General features: G+C 64.6%; 20 protein-coding genes and 1 pseudogene (1 of these 21 running past the window's edge). 12 read left to right on the top strand and 9 right to left on the bottom strand.

Annotation, left to right across the window (positions count from 1 at the left end; genetic code table 11):
- Positions 1-284: 284 nt before the first annotated feature.
- The 7 genes and pseudogenes from AC1VVM_RS01455 to phoB all read left to right on the top strand — a co-directional run bounded on the left by AC1VVM_RS01455 (position 285) and on the right by phoB (position 7,489).
- Positions 285-1,760, top strand: coding sequence for a porin (locus tag AC1VVM_RS01455; RefSeq protein ID WP_132390500.1), 1,476 nt, complete (start codon positions 285-287; stop codon positions 1,758-1,760).
- A 223-nt stretch (positions 1,761-1,983) separates the two neighbouring features.
- Complete coding sequence (locus tag AC1VVM_RS01450; RefSeq protein WP_132390502.1) at positions 1,984-3,027, top strand: substrate-binding domain-containing protein; 1,044 nt, start codon at positions 1,984-1,986, stop codon at positions 3,025-3,027.
- Between the two features lie 34 nt (positions 3,028-3,061).
- On the top strand, positions 3,062-4,435 hold the full coding sequence (pstC, locus tag AC1VVM_RS01445; protein ID WP_482904953.1) for a phosphate ABC transporter permease subunit PstC: 1,374 nt from the start codon (positions 3,062-3,064) through the stop codon (positions 4,433-4,435).
- A gap of 70 nt (positions 4,436-4,505) precedes the next feature.
- Positions 4,506-5,315, top strand: a pseudogene (gene pstA / locus AC1VVM_RS01440) (phosphate ABC transporter permease PstA); the annotation flags it as partial.
- Positions 5,316-5,319: 4 nt separating this feature from the next.
- Complete coding sequence (gene pstB, locus AC1VVM_RS01435) at positions 5,320-6,081, top strand: phosphate ABC transporter ATP-binding protein PstB (RefSeq protein WP_132390508.1); 762 nt, start codon at positions 5,320-5,322, stop codon at positions 6,079-6,081.
- Positions 6,082-6,110: 29 nt separating this feature from the next.
- The gene (gene phoU, locus AC1VVM_RS01430; protein ID WP_132390510.1) at positions 6,111-6,806 is read left to right on the top strand and encodes a phosphate signaling complex protein PhoU; all 696 of its coding nucleotides are present in this window, start codon (positions 6,111-6,113) and stop codon (positions 6,804-6,806) included.
- The gene (gene phoB / locus AC1VVM_RS01425) at positions 6,803-7,489 is read left to right on the top strand and encodes a phosphate regulon transcriptional regulator PhoB (RefSeq protein WP_482904952.1); all 687 of its coding nucleotides are present in this window, start codon (positions 6,803-6,805) and stop codon (positions 7,487-7,489) included. The genes phoU and phoB overlap by 4 nt, the downstream gene beginning before the upstream one ends.
- 37 nt (positions 7,490-7,526) lie before the next feature.
- Here phoB and AC1VVM_RS01420 read toward each other — a convergent pair whose 3' ends face one another.
- From AC1VVM_RS01420 to AC1VVM_RS01410, 3 genes are all read right to left on the bottom strand, one after another.
- Positions 7,527-8,192 (bottom strand): beta/gamma crystallin-related protein, encoded by a 666-nt coding sequence (locus AC1VVM_RS01420; protein ID WP_482955652.1) that lies wholly within the window; start codon positions 8,190-8,192, stop codon positions 7,527-7,529.
- Between the two features lie 336 nt (positions 8,193-8,528).
- A complete protein-coding gene (locus AC1VVM_RS01415; protein WP_132390516.1) occupies positions 8,529-9,071 on the bottom strand; it encodes a YceD family protein in 543 nt (180 codons plus the stop codon).
- Positions 9,068-9,595 carry a ubiquinol-cytochrome C chaperone family protein gene (locus tag AC1VVM_RS01410; RefSeq protein WP_482904950.1) on the bottom strand — a complete coding sequence of 176 codons (528 nt, stop codon included), beginning with the start codon at positions 9,593-9,595 and terminating at the stop codon, positions 9,068-9,070. The genes AC1VVM_RS01415 and AC1VVM_RS01410 overlap by 4 nt, the downstream gene beginning before the upstream one ends.
- A 208-nt stretch (positions 9,596-9,803) precedes the next feature.
- On the opposite strand from AC1VVM_RS01410, the gene AC1VVM_RS01405 reads away from it, so the two are divergent.
- From AC1VVM_RS01405 to AC1VVM_RS01390, 4 genes are all read left to right on the top strand, one after another.
- Complete coding sequence (locus AC1VVM_RS01405) at positions 9,804-10,310, top strand: outer membrane protein assembly factor BamE (protein WP_482904949.1); 507 nt, start codon at positions 9,804-9,806, stop codon at positions 10,308-10,310.
- 131 nt (positions 10,311-10,441) lie between these two features.
- Positions 10,442-11,002, top strand: coding sequence for an ATP-dependent protease subunit HslV (hslV, locus tag AC1VVM_RS01400; protein ID WP_132390522.1), 561 nt, complete (start codon positions 10,442-10,444; stop codon positions 11,000-11,002).
- 14 nt (positions 11,003-11,016) lie between these two features.
- Entirely contained in the window at positions 11,017-12,318 is a 1,302-nt protein-coding gene (gene hslU / locus AC1VVM_RS01395; RefSeq protein ID WP_482904948.1) for an ATP-dependent protease ATPase subunit HslU, read from the top strand.
- A 110-nt stretch (positions 12,319-12,428) separates the two neighbouring features.
- Entirely contained in the window at positions 12,429-12,830 is a 402-nt protein-coding gene (locus AC1VVM_RS01390; RefSeq protein WP_482904947.1) for a GFA family protein, read from the top strand.
- A 91-nt stretch (positions 12,831-12,921) separates the two neighbouring features.
- Here the strand turns inward: AC1VVM_RS01390 and AC1VVM_RS01385 are convergent, their stop codons facing one another.
- A complete protein-coding gene (locus tag AC1VVM_RS01385) occupies positions 12,922-13,221 on the bottom strand; it encodes a GIY-YIG nuclease family protein (RefSeq protein WP_482904946.1) in 300 nt (99 codons plus the stop codon).
- A 172-nt stretch (positions 13,222-13,393) separates the two neighbouring features.
- Between AC1VVM_RS01385 and AC1VVM_RS01380 the strand changes: the two genes are divergently transcribed.
- Positions 13,394-13,594 (top strand): DUF1737 domain-containing protein, encoded by a 201-nt coding sequence (locus AC1VVM_RS01380; protein WP_482904945.1) that lies wholly within the window; start codon positions 13,394-13,396, stop codon positions 13,592-13,594.
- A 16-nt stretch (positions 13,595-13,610) separates the two neighbouring features.
- Here AC1VVM_RS01380 and AC1VVM_RS01375 read toward each other — a convergent pair whose 3' ends face one another.
- The 5 genes from AC1VVM_RS01375 to AC1VVM_RS01355 all read right to left on the bottom strand — a co-directional run.
- Positions 13,611-14,210 (bottom strand): hypothetical protein, encoded by a 600-nt coding sequence (locus tag AC1VVM_RS01375; protein WP_482955651.1) that lies wholly within the window; start codon positions 14,208-14,210, stop codon positions 13,611-13,613.
- 126 nt (positions 14,211-14,336) lie between these two features.
- Positions 14,337-16,157, bottom strand: coding sequence for an ABCB family ABC transporter ATP-binding protein/permease (locus tag AC1VVM_RS01370; RefSeq protein ID WP_482904943.1), 1,821 nt, complete (start codon positions 16,155-16,157; stop codon positions 14,337-14,339).
- A 5-nt stretch (positions 16,158-16,162) separates the two neighbouring features.
- Positions 16,163-17,146 (bottom strand): aspartyl protease family protein, encoded by a 984-nt coding sequence (locus AC1VVM_RS01365; RefSeq protein WP_482904942.1) that lies wholly within the window; start codon positions 17,144-17,146, stop codon positions 16,163-16,165.
- A gap of 56 nt (positions 17,147-17,202) precedes the next feature.
- Positions 17,203-18,753 carry an oligosaccharide flippase family protein gene (locus tag AC1VVM_RS01360; protein ID WP_482955650.1) on the bottom strand — a complete coding sequence of 517 codons (1,551 nt, stop codon included), beginning with the start codon at positions 18,751-18,753 and terminating at the stop codon, positions 17,203-17,205.
- On the bottom strand, positions 18,750-19,413 hold the 3' portion of the coding sequence (locus AC1VVM_RS01355) for a glycosyltransferase (protein WP_482955649.1). It continues 338 nt past the right edge of the window; 664 of the gene's 1,002 nt are visible here — the last part of the coding sequence; the start codon falls outside the window, past its right edge; the stop codon is at positions 18,750-18,752. Before AC1VVM_RS01355 ends, AC1VVM_RS01360 begins: the two co-directional genes overlap by 4 nt.

The raw sequence follows: 19,413 nt of genomic DNA, 5'->3' as shown, positions 1-19,413 counted from the left end.
TTTGCCTGTCCGGGCGCCGGGTCAGGCGCTGCCATGCACATTCCGTCCTTCATTCTGGCCTTTGCGGCACTCGTTTCACCGAAACGGGGCTTGTGGGGGTATGGGCGAACTCATGCCTGTCATGTGACAGTGATCTATCCATTCGGGCGTTTCAGAAATTTCCAAAGGCACCGGTTTTGCCGGCTGTCCTCCCCTGTCATCAAGCCAGTGTCATTGAACTGTAATCTCTTCGTCATACGAGCGTCGGGAAAGTGCAATTCAAGGTTCACGAAAGGATGCCGCAGGTGCAGAAAAGCGGGACAATTTCTACGCTTGCGATAGCTGTCGCGATGGGCTGGGCGATTCCTTCGCCCGCTCACGCGCAGGATTCAGCCGAAATCCAGCGTGAGCTTGCCGCCATGCGGGCGCAGATGAAGGCGATGGAAGGCCGGATCGAAACGCTCGAAGGCCAGCTCGGCGCCGCCAATGCGCGCGCCGATGCCGCCACGCAGGCGGCCCGCAATGCAGAGCAGAGCGCGGCCGAATCGGCCAGCGTGGCCGCCGCCGCAAAGGAAACCGCCGCCAAGGCCGCCAGCGCCACGCCGCCCGCGCCGGCAGGAAATCCGTCATCGAGCCAGTCGCCGATCCAGGTCGTCTGGAAGGGCGCGCCGGAATTCCGCAGCGACAACGGCTGGAGCTTCAAGCCGCGCGGCCGTCTTCAGGTCGATGTCGGGGCGGTCAACGCGCCTTCGGGGCTGGACCCGGCCGCGAGCAACCATCTGGGCGTCAGCACCGAACTGCGCCGCGCCTATCTCGGCTTCGACGGCACGATGCCGGGCGGCTTCGGCTACCGCTTCGAGGTCGATCTCGCCAATTCCAGCGTCGTCATCAATGACATGTACCTGACCTACAAGGCGGGCAAGAACGTCACCTTGGCGCTCGGCAACCAGAAGCCCAACACCGGGCTGGAGGACATGACCTCGGACCTGTTCACCAGTTTCATGGAACGGGCCAGCTTCGTCGGCGCCTTCGGCTTCGAGCGCCGGGTGGGCCTCAATGCCCAGTACCTCGGCAAGACCGTGCTGGTGCAGGGCGGCGTGTTCAGCGACGATCCCAATTCGCTCAACAACGATTACGACAAGTCCTGGAGCATGGACGGCCGCGTCGTGGCGATGCCGCAAGTTGCGGGCGGCACGCTCCACCTGGGCGGTTCGGTCCACTGGCGCACGCTCAACGATTCGATTCCTTCGGTGACGTACCAGAGCCGTCCGTTCATCCACACCACCGACTTGCGGCTGCTCAGCGCCCCGGTCAGCGATGCGCGCAACGAACTCGGCCTCGGGCTCGAAGCCGCGTGGATCAAGGGCCGGTTCCATGCGACGAGCGAAACCTACTGGCAGAAAGTGCGCCGCGTCGGCTTTGCCGATCCCACCTTCAACGGCGGTTACGCGGAAGTCGGCTATATGCTCACGCATGACGACACCCCCTACAAGGCCGGTGTCTTCGAGCGGATCCGTCCGCATGACGGCTTCGACAAGGGCGGACTGGGCGCCGTGCAGCTCAATGTCCGGTACGACTGGCTGAACCTGAACGACGCCGGGATCGTTGGCGGCCGCGAACAGACCGCCGGGATCTCGGCGCTGTGGATCCCGACCGACTATGTGCGCTTCATCCTCAATTACGGTCATATCTGGGTGAAGGATTCGCCCGTGCTCGTGAACGGGACGGACAGCGACTACGGGGTCGATTCGTTCGGCATGCGCGCCCAGTTCGATTTCTGAGCTTCCTTCGGGGCGGGCGCGTTCGGCGTGCCGCCCCCTCGGGGGCCATCGCAATCGCCGGACAGCCGTTCCACCGGCCGTATTTATTCTGACAGACCCCGGGAAAAACGCCCGGTTTTCCAGCAATTTCGTCGAGCCGAGAACAATGTCACTTTTTTGTCATGGAAGTGTCATTGTAGCCCAATAGTGGGCAAGCCACACTTGAAGCCCAAGGGGTGACATCATGCGTTCCACTAAGACCTTCCTCATCGTTGCGGCCTCCGCCATGGCTCTTGCCGGTTGCGGCGGTTCGGGCGGCTCCTCGTCCGGCTCGCGCGACTTCGTGCGCGCGGTCGGTTCCTCGACCGTCTATCCCTTCGCCACGGCGGTTGCTGAGCAGTTCGCCAAGGCCGGCGGCAAGTCGCCGGTCATCGAATCGACCGGCACGGGCGCGGGCATGAAGCTGTTCTGCGCCGGCGTCGGCGCCCAGCACCCCGATATCGAAAACGCCTCGCGCCGGATGAAGAAGTCCGAATATGACGAGTGCCAGAAGAACGGCGTGACCGACATCGTCGAAGTCCAGGTCGGCATCGACGGCATCGCCTTCGCCGAATCGCAGAACGGCCCGGGCATGAAGCTCACGCCCACGGACATCTACAAGGCGCTGGCCGCCAATCCGTTCGGCAAGCCCAACACCGCCAAGACCTGGAAGGACGTGAACCCGTCGCTCCCGAACGAGCCGATCCTCGTCTACGGTCCGCCCTCGACTTCGGGCACGCGTGACGCGCTGAAGGAACTGATCCTTGAAGCCGGCTGCAAGACCGATCCCGCGATGGTCGCGCTCAAGGACACCGACAAGGACAAGTTCGAGGCGGCCTGCCACGACATCCGCGAGGATGGTCCCTATGTCGACGCCGGTGAGAACGACAACCTGATCGTCCAGAAGATCTCGCAGAATCCCAAGGCGATCGGCATCTTCGGCTACTCGTTCCTGGAAGAGAACGCCAAGACCATCCGCGGCATCCCGATGTCGGGCATCGAGCCGACCTACGACACGATCGCGAACTTCACCTATCCGGGTGCGCGTCCGCTGTTCATCTACATCAAGAAGCAGCACCTCGCCCCGATCAAGGGCCTTCAGGGCTACATCACCGAGTGGACCAAGGCCTGGGGTCCGGACGGCTACCTGAAGCCGAAGGGCATGGTGATCTCGCCCGAGGACGTGCGCACCAAGAGCGCGGCCATCGTCGCCAACATGACCCCGCTCAACCCCGCGGACCTCAAGTAATCCCGCACGACAGGAAAGGCGCCGGAACGGCCTCATGATACTCACTGGAGTGCTTCTGGCCGTTCTCGGCCTCGGTCTCGTCGGCTGGTTTGCCGCACGGGGCCGGGCCCGGCTGCTTCACACAGGGCGCGGCTCGCTGCAATCGATGCCGGTTTACCACGGCTGGCACGTGCTGCTGTGGATTCTCGTTCCGGCGCTGATCGCCTGGGGCGCGTGGATGGCGATCATGCCGGGCCTCGTCGATGGCGCGGTCATGGCCGATCCTGCCGCCGCGCAGCTCCCGGCCGATTCGATGAGCCGCGCCTCCATTCTCGCGGAAGCCAAGGCACTGGCCGACAATCCGGGGCAGGCGGCGTTCAACCCGCTGTCGCAGTCCCTGTCCGAACCGGTCCGCGCCGCACACCAGCGCTTCGGCCTGATCGGCGCGGTGCTGGTGCTGATCGTCGCCTTCGCGGGCGGCGGCTGGGCTTTCACCAAGGTCCGCGCCAATTTCCCGGCGCGCAGCCGGGTCGAGCGCGCGGTCATGGTGGTGCTGCTGCTGGCCTCGCTGATGGCGATCCTGACGACGTTCGGCATCGTCGGCTCGCTGGTGTTCGAGGCCGGGCTGTTCTTCAAGGACGTCTCGCCGATCACGTTCCTCACCGGCACCCACTGGGCGCCCGGCAATGCGCGCGGCGCCAACCTTCAGGACAGCTTCGGCGCGGTGCCGCTGTTCTGGGGCACGATCTATATCGGTGCGATCATCGCGATGATCGTTGCCATCCCGCTCGGCCTGATGAGCGCGATCTATCTCACGCAATATGCCACGTCCAACGTGCGCAAGTGGCTGAAGCCGATGCTGGAGATCCTCGCGGGCATCCCGACGGTGGTCTATGGCTACTTCGCCGCGCTCACCGTGGCGCCGATCTTCCGCGATTTCGCCGCCGCGATCGGCATGGCCAACCCCTCGACCGAGAGTGCGCTGGCCGCCGGTGTGGTGATGGGCGTGATGATCATTCCCTTCGTCTCCTCGATGGCGGACGACGCGCTTGCCGCCGTGCCCCGCGCGATGAGCGACGGTTCGCTGGCGCTGGGCGCCACCAAGTCGGAAACGATCAAGAAAGTGCTGCTGCCCGCCGCACTGCCCGGCATCGTCGCTGGCGTGATGCTGGCAATCAGCCGCGCCATCGGCGAGACCATGATCGTGGTCATGGCCGCGGGTGCCGCCGCCAATCTTTCGCTGAACCCCTTCGCCTCGATGACCACGGTCACCTATCAGATCGTCCAGATGCTGACCGGCGATCAGGAGTTCAACAGCCCCAAGACGCTCTCCGCCTTCGCGCTGGGTCTGGTGCTGTTCATCGTTACCCTCGTCCTCAACATCATTGCCCTCAGGGTCGTGAAGCGCTTCCGGGAAGCTTATGAGTAACGCACGCTGGCAAACGCCGGAGGCCGCGCGGCGCATTGCCCGCCGCAACGCCGCCGAACGCCGCTTCAAGCTGATCGGCCTTGGCGCGATCGCCCTCAGCCTTGCCTTCCTGGCGCTGCTGCTGGTCATCATGCTCAAGAACGGCCTCAGCGGGCTGAGCTGGACCTTCCTTACCGGCTCGGATTCCACCGACCCCAGCGTCGCCGGTGTCTGGGGCGCGACCAAGGGCTCGCTGCTGACGATGCTCGTCACGCTGCTGCTCTCGTTCCCGATGGGCGTGCTGGCCGCCGTTTATCTGGAGGAGTTCGCCCCGCGCGCCCGCTGGATCGAGTGGATCGAGGTGTCGATCAACAACCTTGCCGCCGTGCCGTCGATCATCTTCGGTCTGCTTGGTCTTGCGGTGTTCATCAACACGATCGGCATGCCGCGCAGTTCGCCGCTGGTCGGCGGGTTGACGCTGGCGCTGATGACGATGCCGGTCATCGTCATTTCCGGCCGCAATGCCATCAAGGCGGTGCCGCCCTCGATCCGCGACGCCGCGCTGGCGGTGGGCGCCAGCAAGGTGCAGACGGTGTTCCACCATGTCCTGCCGCTGGCGCTGCCGGGTATCCTTACCGGCACCATCATCGGCATGGCCCGCGCGCTGGGCGAGACCGCGCCGCTGCTGATGATCGGCATGCGCGCCTTCGTCGTCACCCCGCCGGGCGGGATCACCGATCCGGCCAGCGTGCTGCCGATGCAGATCTTCCTGTGGTCCGACGAGATCAATTCCGGTTTCATCCGGAACACTTCCGCGGCCATCATCGTCCTGCTGGTCTTCCTGCTGGCGATGAACGGCCTGGCTATTTACCTTCGAAACAAGTTCGAAGTTCGCTGGTAGGGACATGACCGAAACCAAACTCACCGCCCGCAACGTCGACGTCTATTACGGGGCCAAGAAGGCCATCAATGACGTTTCGATCGCTATCGACAACGGCATCGTCACCGCTTTCATCGGCCCGTCGGGCTGCGGCAAGTCGACCTTCCTGCGCTCGCTCAACCGCATGAACGACACCATCGCCGACGCCCGCGTCACCGGCGAGATCCTGCTCGACGGCGAGGATATCTACGCGCCGACGATGGACCCGGTGGCCCTGCGCGCCCGCGTCGGCATGGTGTTCCAGAAGCCGAACCCGTTCCCGAAGTCGATCTACGAGAACGTCGCTTACGGCCCGCGCATCCACGGACTTGCCCCGTCGAAGGCGGACATGGACGGGATCGTCGAAAGCTCGCTCGCCAAGGCGGGCCTGTGGGATGAAGTGAAGGACCGCCTGCAAGAACCCGGCACCGCGCTGTCGGGCGGCCAGCAGCAGCGCCTGTGCATCGCCCGCGCCATTGCCGTCAGCCCCGAAGTGATCCTGATGGACGAGCCGTGCTCCGCGCTCGACCCGATCGCCACCGCGCGTATCGAGGAACTGATCGATGAGCTGAAGGACACTTACGCCATCGTCATCGTCACCCACTCGATGCAGCAGGCGGCCCGCGTTTCGCAGCGCACGGCGTTCTTCCACCTCGGCAACCTGGTGGAATACGGGGACACGAGTCAGATCTTCACCACCCCGCGTGAAGAGAAGACCAAGGACTACATCACCGGTCGCTACGGCTGACGGCGAAGACAGGGAACAGGACAAGATCCATGGTTGACCACACCGTAAAGGCCTTCGACAGCGAGATCGGGCAGCTTCGCGGCCTCGTTGCCGAAATGGGCGGCCTCGCCGAAGTCGCGATCCGCGATGCGATCATCGCGCTGACCCAGCATGACGAGGATCTGGCCGCGCAAGTCGTCGCCGCCGACGCCCGCCTCGATGCGCTGGAAGCCGAAGTGGACCGTCTTGCCGTGCGCACGATCGCCTTGCGCGCGCCGATGGCAGACGATCTGCGCGACGTGATCGCCGCGCTCAAGATCTCCGGCGTGATCGAGCGCATCGGCGACTATGCCAAGAACATCGCCAAGCGCGTCAACGCCGTCGAAGGACGCGGCAAGATCGAGCCGATCTCGCTGGTGCCGATGATGGCGGAGATTGCCGAAAGCATGGTCCGCGACGTGCTCAACGCCTACGGTTCGCGCGATGCCGCGCTGGCGCAGGAAGTGATCCGCCGCGATGCCAAGCTGGACCAGTTCTACAACACGCTGTTCCGCTCGCTGCTGACCCACATGATGGAAAACCCGGCAACGATCACCAGCGCCGCGCAATTGCTGTTCATCGCCCGCAACCTTGAGCGCATCGGCGACCATGCCACTAACGTGGCCGAGATGGTCTATTACGCCGCCACCGGCGAATACTATGCCGAGCGCGAGAGCCAGACCGACGATACGAGGGACCTGCCGTGAACCCATCCGTACTGGTGGTCGAGGACGACCGCGCGCTTTGCGAACTGCTCACCTGGAACCTCAGCGCCGAAGGCTATCAGGTGCGCAGCACCGGCGATGGCGAGGAAGCGCTGCTGATGGTGCAGGAACAGCACCCTGACGCGATCATCCTCGACTGGATGATCGAGCACGTGCCCGGCATCGAAGTCTGCCGCCAGCTCCGCAAGGACAAGGAAACTGCGCAGATCCCGATCCTTATGCTCACCGCGCGCGGTGAGGAAGAGGACATGATCCGCGGCTTCAAGACCGGCGCGGACGATTATGTGACCAAGCCGTTTTCCCCGCGCGAACTGCTTGCCCGTATCGAGGCGCTGCTGCGCCGCGCACGACCGTCACTGGCGGGCAGCGTGCTCCAGTGGGGCGATATCGAACTTGATGTCACCAGCCACCGCGTTCGCCGCGGCGGCGAGGCGCTGCACCTTGGTCCTACCGAGTTCCGCCTGCTGCGCTATTTCATGGAACGCCCGAACCGCGTCGTCTCTCGCCAGCAGATCCTCGACGGCGTCTGGGGCATGGACTCGGACATCGACGAGCGCACGGTGGACGTTCACATCCGCCGCCTGCGCAAGGCGATCAACCGCGCCAACGACACCGACCCGATCCGCACCGTCCGTGCGGCGGGCTATGCGATGGACGTGACCTGAAACGACATGGCCGGCCGCCTCACCCAGAGAGGCGGCCTCAGCGGCCTTCCAGCCGGATATGCGCCCGGGCCGTGACATTCGCGGTGGACGCCGTCACTTCCACATAAGACAGGTTCCGCCGCGCCGCGAAGGCCAGCGCTCCCGTGCAAGCATTGCCGGCAAGCTGGGGAGGCACCTTGAGCGCCTCGTACCGGCCATTCGTGAAGAAGGCCCGCGCGCCGCTGAACCGGACCGGGCTCTGGCCGGCGCAGAGACGGACCGCCCAGAGCCTTGGATAGCCGCGCGCGCGGATGACCGTGCGGGACGAGCCGGTGCGGGTGATATCGGCGCCGCCAAGCTCGCGCCATGCGTTCGCGCGGGTTCCCACTACGCTCTGCACCCGGCGTTGCCCGAGGTTGCCGTTGTCGGCGGACAGCGTGAGGCAGGCGCCTTGATGGTTCGGCCGTTCGCACAGTTCCCAGGTGCCGCCGCGTACCCGCGCCGAACCGACCGTCCACTTGAGGCCGAGATTCGGCTTGTCCTGCCGGATGCTGACGGCCGGGCCGCTGAAATTGCGATCCCGGTAGATGATGATCTCACCCACTGGCGGAGGGGCGGGGGGATGCTGAACTTGCGCCGGATGCGGCGGGGCCGGTTGCCCTTGGGCGGCAGCGGAGATGAGCAGCAAGGACGGCACGAGAAAGAAAAGTCTGTCAGCGCGCATGCGAACCTCCAAGGTACCCCAGCCTCTTCCTTTTCAATGCAATCGAGGTTTTCTTCAAGTGCTTAGGCGGGGTACCCAATTGGCAGGTAGGTAGGGCCGATTTCGTTTCCGGACCGAGAGGTTTAAAGGGAGCGGGGCCCCGCCTTCGCGGCGGCGAGGCTGATGGCGGGCCGGGATATCGGGCGCGGCAGCTATGCCCCTGAAGCGGCGCGGTCATTCGACTGCGAATTCATTCGGGCATGAGCCGTCAGTCTTGCACACCCGTCGTCCCCGCGAAGGCGGGGGCCCCGCTTCTTGGCAACCTCTCGGCCCCGCACCTACCTGGTGGGCCCTGGATCAGTCGTCCCGCTTCAGCGCCTTGAGCGCGGCGAAAGGTCCGCTGTCCTCGGGCGTGCCGATCCCGGCCGCCTTGCGCGCGGCGTCGGCATCGGGGCCGGTGAGGAACGGATCGATGGCGAGCGCGAGGCTCTGCGCCACGGCTTCGCCAAGGTCGATATGCGAGCCGGCATATTCGATCTCGTCGCAATCGCTGGCGTCGAGTTCGATTTCCTCGTCAGGGGTGTGGCCGTTCGCCTCAGGGACGAAGCGGAAGAACAACGGCTCGTTTACCGAGACGTTCAGATCCTCGGCCGAGACCGCGCAGGACTGGATGAATTCGGCGCGGATAGTGCCGCGCGCCTCAACCTTGCGATCCTTGCGGGTGAGTTCGAGATCGGCCGAAAGACTGTCGATCCGGACAAGGCCGAAACGCTGCGACAGCGCGTCGCGCTCGGCTTCGCTCGCTTCGAGGTGGGCGTCCTTGCCTTCGGCCTGTCGGATATCGAGACGGCGGGAGAATTCGGGGGTGAATTCGGCGGGAGTGGGGTGGTGTTCGCTCATCTTGGGATCCTTGCGGCAAGCAGGTCTTCGGCCGAAAGCGCGTCGATCCCGGCGGCAAGCGCCTTGATCGGAGCCACCAGCACGGCAGCATCGGCGCCCTCGCGCAGGGTTACATTGCGTTCCAGCACTTGGGCCAGTGCGGCATCGCCTTCGGGAAACGCTTCGCGCAGCGCACCGATTCGGCCGCCGAGCGCGCTCATCAGCTTGCCCATGTGCTTGCCGACCACCAGATCGCCCACGCCGGACTGGCGAAGCTGTCCGTCCATGTCGCTGACGAACAGCTCGGTCAGGCGCGCGGCGGGATCGATCAGGTCGTCGTCCCGCTCCATGCGCAGGATGACGATCGCCAGCACCAGCGTCACCGCGTCAAAACGGCCGCCGACGGAATCGGCCACGCCATATTCCGCATACCACGGTTTTTCGCGGGCAATCTCGACCACGCGGTGCCACAGCGGGCGAACGGCATCGCGGCGCACTTGCGTTGCATCGGGGCGTTTGCCGATCAGGCGGGAGAGCAGCGTCACTATATTCGGGCCTTTCCTCGCGCCCCTCGTCGCCCGCTTGTGCTTGCAGGCATCGTTCATGGGCAATTCAATCAAGCTGCCCCAACGCCCATTGCGCGACAAGCCGCTGGGCCCTAAGGCTCGGTACCGTTATTTCGGGTCGATATATGGCTCTCGCACCGGCAGGCAATGGCCGGAGCGGACCGGCCCCGTGAATTGGAGTGGGAAAATGCGCGGTTCTGGTCACGGCTCTCGCCGTAAAGCCAAGGCGGCAGGTGTCGTTCTGGCGCTTGCGGCGCTGACGGGGGGCTGCACGTCCATCAGGGACCATCGCGGTTACCTGATCGACCAGACGCTGCTCGATTCGGTCTCTCCGGGGATCGACAACCGGCAGTCTGTGGAAAAAACCCTTGGCCGCCCGACTTTCGTGAGCCAGTTCGGCGAGAAGGACTACTATTACGTCTCGCAACTGGTGAAGACGCCGCCGTTCGGCCGTCCGCGCACCGCGCAGGAAACGATCCTGCGCGTCCGCTTCGATGCGGCGGGCAATGTCCTCGGCGTCGACAAGGCCGGTATGGAAGACGTGGCGCGGATCAGCCCCGATGGCGACAAGACGCCCACGCTCGGCCGTCATCGCGGCCTGCTCGAAGATCTGTTCGGCAATATCGGCACGGTCGGTGCCGCCGGCATGGGCGGCCCGCAGCAGCCCCAGGGCCCGGGCCCGAACGGCAGCTGATTCCGTAGCGGTCCTTTATGGGGATCGACTTGAAATGCCCGCGGGGTCGCACGGCGATTCCGCGGGCATTTTCGTTTGCGGACAGCGCCCGACCGCTTGAACGCGGGGCGCGCCACCATATATCCGCCCCCATGGACAATAGCGGGGCGAGCCACGGCCTGATCCAGTGGCACGGAACAACCATCATCGGCGTGAAAAAGGGCGGCAAGACCGTCATTGCCGGTGACGGACAGGTCTCCATGGGCAACACGGTCATGAAGCCCAATGCGCGCAAGGTGCGCCGCATCGGCGAGGGTGGCAGCGTCATCGCCGGTTTCGCAGGCGCCACGGCCGACGCCTTCACGCTTTTCGAGCGGCTGGAGCGCAAGCTTGAACAGCATCGCGGCCAACTGATGCGCGCCGCCGTCGAACTAGCGAAGGACTGGCGGACCGACAAGTTCCTGCGCAATCTCGAAGCCCTGATGATCGTCGCCGACGAGGAGACCCTGCTGGTCCTCACCGGCAATGGCGATGTGCTGGAGCCTGAGGGCGGGATCACCGCGATCGGCTCGGGCGGCAACTATGCGCTGGCCGCCGCGCGCGCGCTGGACGAATACGAGGAGGACGCCGAGCGGATCGCCCGCCGCGCCATGGCCGTCGCCGCCGATATCTGCGTCTTCACCAACGACCGTGTCACGGTCGAGACCATCTGAGTTTTCGGGACATCATGAAAGACAACCTGACCCCCAAGGCCATCGTCCGCGCGCTCGACGAGCATATCGTCGGCCAGAGCGAGGCCAAGAAGGCCGTCGCCGTTGCATTGCGCAACCGTTGGCGCCGCCAGCGCCTGTCGCTTGAACTGCGCGACGAGGTGACGCCCAAGAACATCCTCATGATCGGCCCGACGGGCTGCGGCAAGACCGAGATCAGCCGCCGCCTTGCCAAGCTGGCCGATGCGCCTTTCGTGAAGGTGGAAGCCACCAAGTTCACCGAAGTCGGCTACGTCGGCCGCGACGTGGAGCAGATCGCGCGCGACCTCGTTGAGGAAGCGATCCGGCTGGAGAAGGAACGCCGCCGTGATTCGGTGCGCGAGGCGGCCAGTAAGGCAGCGATGGAGCGCCTGCTCAATGCGCTTGTTGGCGAAAATGCCTCGGAAGCGACGCGCGCCTCGTTCCACCAGCGCATCACCGAAAACGCGATGAACGAGACCGAAGTCGAGATCGAGGTAGAGGATACGCCCTCGGCGCCGATGGAGATCCCCGGCATGGGCGGATCGGTCGGCATGATCAATCTGTCGGATATCATGGGCAAGGCCTTCGGCGGCCAGAAGCTCACGCGTCGCAAGATGAAAGTGCCCGACGCCTGGGACAAGCTGGTCGACGAAGAGTCGGAAAAGCGCATGGATCAGGACGATGTCGCCCGCACCGCGCTGGCGAATGCAGAGACCAACGGCATCGTCTTCCTCGACGAGATCGACAAGATCGCCGTCTCGGACGTGCGCGGCGGCTCGGTAAGCCGCGAAGGCGTGCAGCGCGACCTGCTGCCGCTGATCGAGGGCACGACCGTGGCCACCAAGTACGGGCCGATGAAGACCGACCACGTGCTCTTCATCGCCTCGGGCGCGTTCCACGTTGCCAAGCCGAGTGACATGCTGCCCGAACTTCAGGGCCGCCTGCCGATCCGGGTCGAGCTGAAGGCGCTGACCGAGAAGGACTTCGTGCGCATCCTTTCGGAAACGCGCGCGAATCTGGTCACGCAGTACAAGGCGCTGCTCGCCACCGAGGAAGTTGCGGTGGAGATCACGCCGGGCGCGGTCAGCGAGATCGCCCGCATCGCCGCGCTGGTGAACGAGAGCGTCGAGAACATCGGCGCCCGCCGTCTCCAGACGGTGATGGAAAAGCTGCTTGAGGAACTCAGCTTCGAGGCAGAGGACCGCAAGGGCGAGACCGTGACGATCGACGAGGCCTATGTGCGCGACAGGCTGGAAGGCCTGGCGGGCAACGCGGATCTTTCGAAGTATATCCTGTAAGCGGAAGCTTCGGCGGCAGACAAAGGGCGCGGGGGAAACTCCGCGCCCTTTTTTGTTCCTTGAATGTTCCCTACGATCGGTTAGCTTCGCTTTAGATAGGGAGAATCGTCATGAAGCTCGAAGGTGGATGCCAGTGCGGCGACGTGCGCTACCGCGTCGAGGGTGAACCGCTCCACGCCGCGTTCTGCCACTGCGGAGACTGCCGCAAGTCCGCCGGTGCGCCGGTGGTGGCATGGGCTGCGTTCAAGTCGTCGGACTTCGAAGCCCTGCGCGGCGAGGTGGCGGTGTACAACTCCAGCGGCTCGGCCATGCGGCATTTCTGCCCGCGCTGCGGCACGGGGCTGTGGTACACGAACGAGGCATATCTTCCGGGTCTGGTCGACATCCAGATCGCTACGCTCGACGATCCGGAGGCGCTGCCGCCTGGCGCGCATATTCAGGTGGCGGAGCGCATTTCGTGGATGACGGATACGACCGGCGTTCCGGAATTCGAGCGTTATCCGGGTGGGTGACAGTTGCTGTCGGTCTAGGTCGCTCTGGATTGCCGCGGGCCTTCGGCCCTCGCAATGACGAAAGGGAGGGTGGACGACGCTCTGTCGTTAGTCAGCGGGCGATATCGTCGAACAGATCCCGCCATTGGGGGTTCATGGCTTCGATCAGAGCGAGTTTCTTTCGGCGCGATCCCGCTTTGAGCTGCTTCTCGCGCGTGATGGCGTGTTCCATTGTCGAATGCACTTCGAACGCGACGAGCAGTTTGCAGGCGTAGCGCTTGGTGAAGCCGTCGATCAGGCCTTCGCGATGTTCCCATGCCCGCTTTGGCAAGTCTGATGTGACGCCGACATAAATCGTGCCGTTGCGGCTGTTCGCCATGATGTAGACGGCAGGCTGGAAGTCGCGCCTCATAAGCCATGGATTGCGTCGTCGTACCGTTTGCCGCAATGACGAGCGGGATTACAATTTCGTCAGAACTGCCTTTCCTTCCATCACTTCGTCATTGCGAGGGCCGAAGGCCCGCGGCAATCCAGAGTGATCCGCCGCAAGGCCTGCCGCGCATCAAGAGAGGACCCGAAACCGCATGTACCAGACGCCCGAAGACCGCCCGATCTACCGCCTGCTCACCGGAGCGGATGACCGCGCCTTTTGCGAGCGCGTGTCCGAGGCGTTGGAGCAGGGCTGGCGGCTCTACGGCTCGCCCTCGCTTTCGTGGGATACGGCCGAAAACTGCATGAAGGCAGCGCAGGCTGTGGTCTGGCACGAGGCTGATGTGGTGAAGTGAGAAAGCGCGCCGTGGATCAGCGGTCCACGGTGCCTTCGGGCAGCAGCGGGGCCAGTCGCTCGATGATCAGGCGTCCCTCGGCCTCATCGATGCTCTGCCCCATGCGGATGGTGGACGCGCCGTAGTCGAACGATATGCATCCCGCGCGTCGGGACAACAGCGGACCGCCCAGTCCTCGATTGAAATTGAAGGCGAATGGCATCCCGCGATTGATCCTCATGTGGCGCAACTGGCTGATTGGATAGGCGCGTTCCCGGCTGAAGCCGAACATCCGCCAGTCATGGACAAGACGCCCGGAATCCACGCGGATCACTTCCGAGCCGGTGAATTGCCAGAGGATCGAAGCGGCTTCGAAGATCCAGCCCAAGGCCCAGAAAATGAGCCAGACCACAAGGAAGGGCTCAGGGGAAACAAGCAGCGAGGTGATCGCCGCGATGCCGCCGGACGTCCACAGCGTCAGCCAGAAACACAGGAACACCGGCCCAAACCAGAACTTGCGTGCCGGTATCCGGATTTCCGGCTGGCGAACCCCGCCTTCGATGATGAAGCGGGCGGGGCGAAGAGGAGCTTCCTTTACGGCCATGCCGCTGGAGAAGAGCGGTTGATCCGACTGCATCGGATCAACCGCTCTAAACTTTTGGTTTGTCGCATTTTCCGAGTCATCAGGTGGTCCGACCTGATTAGAAAATGCTCCAGGTCAGCTCCCCGGCAGAAGCGAATTAAATCAATTCCCTCACGCCGATCACTCGGCCGCTTCGATCATCGCCTCCGCTTCGGCGGCCTGACGCGCCCACATTTCGGCGTAGAGCCCGTCGAGCCGCAGCAATTGCGCATGGGTACCGCTCTCGGCCAGTTGCCCGTCGTTCAGCACGAGAATCCGGTCCGCATCGGCAATCGTCGACAGGCGGTGGGCGATGGACAGGCTGGTGCGGTTTTCCGACACGCGGTGGAGCGTCGCAAGGATGTCCTGCTCCGTCCGCGTGTCGAGCGCCGAGGTGGCTTCGTCCAGCAGCAGGATCGGCGGGTTCTTCACGAGGGTACGCGCGATGGCCACGCGCTGCTTCTCGCCGCCCGAGAGCTTGAGGCCGCGCTCGCCGACTTCAGTGTCGTAGCCCTGCGGCAGGCGGTCGATCAGCCCCAACAGCGCAGCGCCGCGCGCGGCATTCTCGACATCTTCCTGCGTCGCATCGTCGCGGCCATAGGCGATGTTGTAGCCGATGGTGTCGTTGAACAGTACCGAATCCTGCGGAACGATGCCGATGGCGGCGCGCAGGCTGGCCTGCGAGACTTCGGCGATGTCCTGCCCGTCGATCAGGATGCGGCCCTGCTGCGGATCGTAGAAACGGAACAGCAGCCGCGCGATGGTCGACTTGCCCGCGCCGGAGGGGCCGACGATGGCGAAGTTCTGTCCGGCGGGCACGTCGAACGACAGGCCCTTGAGGATGCCGCGATCGGGCTCGTAGCCAAACACGACGTTTTCGAACGTGATCGAGGGGCGATGGATCACCAGTGCCGGGGCGCCGGGCTTGTCCGAAACTTCCTGCGGCTCGTCGAGCAGGCGGAACATCTCCGCCATGTCGATCAGGCCCTGCCGGATCGTGCGATAGACCATGCCGAGCATGTCGAGCGGGCGGAACAGCTGGGTCAGGTAGGTCTGCACGAAGACGAGTTCGCCAGCGGTTGCCTGTCCTCGGTACCATTGCCAGACCGTATAGGCGAGGGCGCCTGCCATCAGCAGGTTCACCACCACGCCCTGTGCGATGTTGAGCAGGCCAAGCGAGTTCTCGCTCTTCACCGCCGCCTCGGCATAAGCGCGGGTGGCCTGCGCATAGCGGGCTTCCTCGCGGTGCTCCGCCGAGAAATACTTCACCGTCTCGTAATTGAGCAGGGAATCCACCGCGCGGGCGAGCGCTTGCCCGTCCAGCCGGTTCATCTGTTCGCGCAGCTTGGTGCGCCATTCGGTAATCGTGCGCGTCACCCAGATATAGGCCGCGATGGCGACTGCGGTGGCGATGACGAGGCCGGGCCCGAAATTCACGTAGAAGATCACTGCGACGGCCACGAGTTGCAGAATGGTGGGCGCGATGTTGAACAGCATGAAGTAGAGCATCGTATCGATGCTCTTGGTTCCGCGTTCGATGGTCTTGGTCACTTCGCCGGTGCGGCGGGCGAGGTGGAAGCGCAGCGACAGGCGGTGGAGCTGGGCGAAGACGTTCTCCGCCAGTTCGCGTGTCGCGTCCTGCCCCACGCGCTCGAACACGATGTTGCGCACGTTGTCGAAGATCGCCTGCAACAGGCGCCCGGCCGAATAGCCGAGCACGGTCAGCATCGCCAGTTGCACCAGCTTCGGGCCGGTCGCGCCCATGAGGTCGACCGCCCATTTCATCAGATAGGGCAGGGCGAGCTGCGTCGCGGTGGACAGCAGGATGAACAGGCAGGCCCAGACGATCCGCCAGCGCAACGCCGGATTCCCGACAGGCCAGAGGTACGGCATGAAGCGCAAGAGGGTGCGCCAGCCATCATGGCGGGCGGCGGGGGAGTTAACGGAAGTGTCTGGCGGCATCCGCGCTATTTAGTGCGAAGGTCGCGGGAGGCAATCTTTCTCAGGAAATCGTCAGGTCGTTCGACGTTGGCCGGCAGGTCGAACAGGACCTTGCGGGTCGAGAAATCGATGGCAATGCGCTTGAACACGCGCAATTCGCGCATGCCGAGGAAGATCGCCGGCCGTCGCTCAAGCCCCAGTTCCTTGAATGCCGGCGAATCGGCGAAGGCGATCGACACGTTGGTCAGCGAAAGATCCTCGATCTTGAGCCGGTGGGCGATCACCAGTTCGGCGGCCAGCTCTTCTCCGGTCACGCTGGAAAGGCGGACGGTGCCCACCAATTGCTTGCTCATGGCCTTCTGCAAGGCAAGGTTGCCCACCGCGCTGGTCGCTCCGGTGTCGATGACGACATCGGCGCGGATGCCGTCGATCATGGCATTGGTCATGATGAGGCGGCCCAGGCGCTTGCGGGCGTGGACGACGATCTCATAGCCGTTGTTCTGCGTCTCCTGGGCCGGGGCGATCGCGATGGTGCCCTGATCGAAGTCCAGGGTGACGCGCTGGCCTTGCAGGCTGTCAGTACCGACGATGCCGTCCGCGCCGATGTTCTGCCCTTCCAGCAGCGGGACGGTCAGGTCATGGAAGGCACGGTTGCCGATGGCGAAGGTTTCCAACCGCGCGGTGGCTACGTCGCTGGAGCCTGCCATGCCCACCACCGTCACTGCCGGACCCAACGTGAGCCCAAGAGTAGTGGCCAGCGCGCTCGAAACCACGGTTTGCTGCGATCCGGTGTCGATCATGAAGTGGTAGGGCCCTTGCCCCTGCACCGCGACGGCCACGGTCATTCGCTCATCGCGATCGGTTCCGGTCCGGAGAGTCTGGCCAGTTGAATCGTCGTCGTCCGCCATTGTCCCGGGAACTTCGGGCACGGGCGTTACAGGTGAGGACGCGGCGCCTGAGATCGCCGGTGTGGCGACCAAAAGCGTCAGCGCAAGTGCGCCGCCAATCATGTCATCCTCCCCGCGAAGCTTGAGCTTCGTCGGATTGTTGTCGGGTAGCGATGATATCACGAGTCGGGCGAATTCACCACGTTTTGCCGTCGCTTGAAGGCGGGAATTCGGGACATGACCGGATGGATGAGATGGAGCGCCATTCCGGCCAGATCGGCGCGCGCGGGATGGCGCAGGAGAGCGATCGCCAGAACCCAGGCAATCCCGCCCAGCGCGCCGCTCGCGACCAGCCCGGTGAAGCCAAGCGTGGCCGGGCTTCGCCAGAACGTGACCGCCCAAAGCGCGGGCAGGGCGGTCACCAATGCAACACTCAGACTGGCCGCATACGTGCGCAGTATCGCTCGCCAACTGAAGCCGACCAGCCTTTGCATCCAACCGGCGTAGATGCACAGCCAGCCAAGGCCATAGACGATGCGCGAGGCCGCCGCCGCTTCCACCCCGATGGCCGCGCCGGCCATCAGCGTGCCCACCGAAAGCGCGGTATCGGCAAGGTTGAACCAGAACAGGCGGCGCAAGTGCCCAAGCAGGATCGGCAGATCCATGTGCAGGGGCAGGGCAACGAAACAGCACTCGGCAATGGCGACATAGGCCAGCAGCGGCGCGGCGCCCGCCCAGCCGGGGCCATAGAGCAGCAGGATCACCGGCTGAGACAGCACGGCCAGCAGGGCCATGGCCGGCCAGACGATGGCGCCATGCGCGGCCACCACCCGCTCGTAGTAAGGGCCCAGTTCGCGCCCTTCGTCACGCAGCCGCGCGAACGTGGGATAGTAGATCGAGCCGACCGCGCCGGCGACGAGGTAATGGAGCTGCGATGCCAGCGCCACGCCTCGGCTGAACAGCCCGGTCGCGGCCATGCCCTGTAAGCGGCCGACGATGAGGTCCGGCGTGCGCATCCCGATCCCGCCCGAAAGGTAGAGCAGCGCGCTGCCCGAGCCGAACGAGATGATTTCCTTCAGGCGCGCGGGATTGAGGCCCAGCCCGGGCCGGGTCGGCCGCAGGATCTGCGCCATGACCGCGCGGACGGCTGCCTGCGCGATCATCGCCCAAGCCAGCGATTCCGCCGAAAAGCCAAGTGCGGCAAGCGTCAGCGCGCAGCCGCTGCTGGCGAACGCACCGGACGCGTTGACGAGAAACGTCCCCCGAAAGTCGAGCCGGCGTGACAGCAAGGCCACCGGCACCACACTCCACGGATTGAGCAGGTACGACGCGGCAATCAGCGCGAGAATGGGGAACAGTCGCGGCTCGCCATAGAAGCGTGCAACCGGCCATGCGAGCGCAAGGATCAGCGCGGCCAGCAGGAACGAGAAGGCCACTGCAATCACGGTGCAATGTCGGACCGTCTCGTCGTCGGCGGTCGGATGGCGGCCGAGATAGCGCGTCAGGCCGAAATCCTGGATCACCGAAAGGATCATCGCCGTCGCCAGTGCGACGGAAAACATGCCGATTTCTTCGGGTTTCAGGAAAAACCGGGAGACCAGAACCGAAGTGATGAACTGAAGTGCGAACTGCGAATACTGGCTCGCGGCGGCCCATAACGCTGCCGATTTCACGCTTCCGCTGCCACGTCCGCTTTCGGGCCCGGATGAGGTAGGCGTCGCCGTTTTCATGTCGCCATTGTCCTGGTGAGCGTCGCAGCAAGGCGCAGCGCCCGCATCGGCTCACCGAAGCGCACCAGCCTTGCCACCGTGCGCCACATGCCCTCGCGCCGGCCGCCCTCGCGCAAGTGGGTCATCAGCAGTTCGAAACCCTCGTCGCGCAGCGCGGCGGCGGAATAGAGCAGGCCCAGGGCGACCTGCTCACGAACCGCCCGCGCGGTGCCGGGGCGATCGAACAGGGCATCGAGATCGTCGATCGAAGGCAACCGATCGAGCAGGGCGGTGGGATCGCCGTGCCCGGCCTGCCGCTCCTGCCAGGCCAAACGGGCTATGGCGGTGCCGATCTGCTGTTCGGTCGCATGGCGGGACGAAACCTGTCCCGGATAGCGCCGATATCTTACGAGCCGCTCGGGGATATTGCCCATCCGGGTGACGCTGGCGAGCCGCAGCCAGAGGTCGAGGTCCTCGCAGTGGCGGAAAGCGGAGTGATAGCCGCCGACCGCGAGCACGATGTCGCGCCGGAACATGGCTGCGGGATGGCAGATCAGCTGACCGCCGGTCTCGATTGCGGCAAGTATGTCGTCATGGGTGAGGGGGTGGTCCTCCCCGCCGCGCGTCAGTTGCTCGCCATGTTCGCCGATATCCTCGCTCCAGCTGCCTACTACACCGTAG

Source organism: Novosphingobium sp. BL-S-33 (assembly GCF_056857025.1).
The sequence above is the reverse complement of the archived record's forward strand: the minus strand, read 5'-3'. Positions and strand labels throughout refer to the sequence as shown.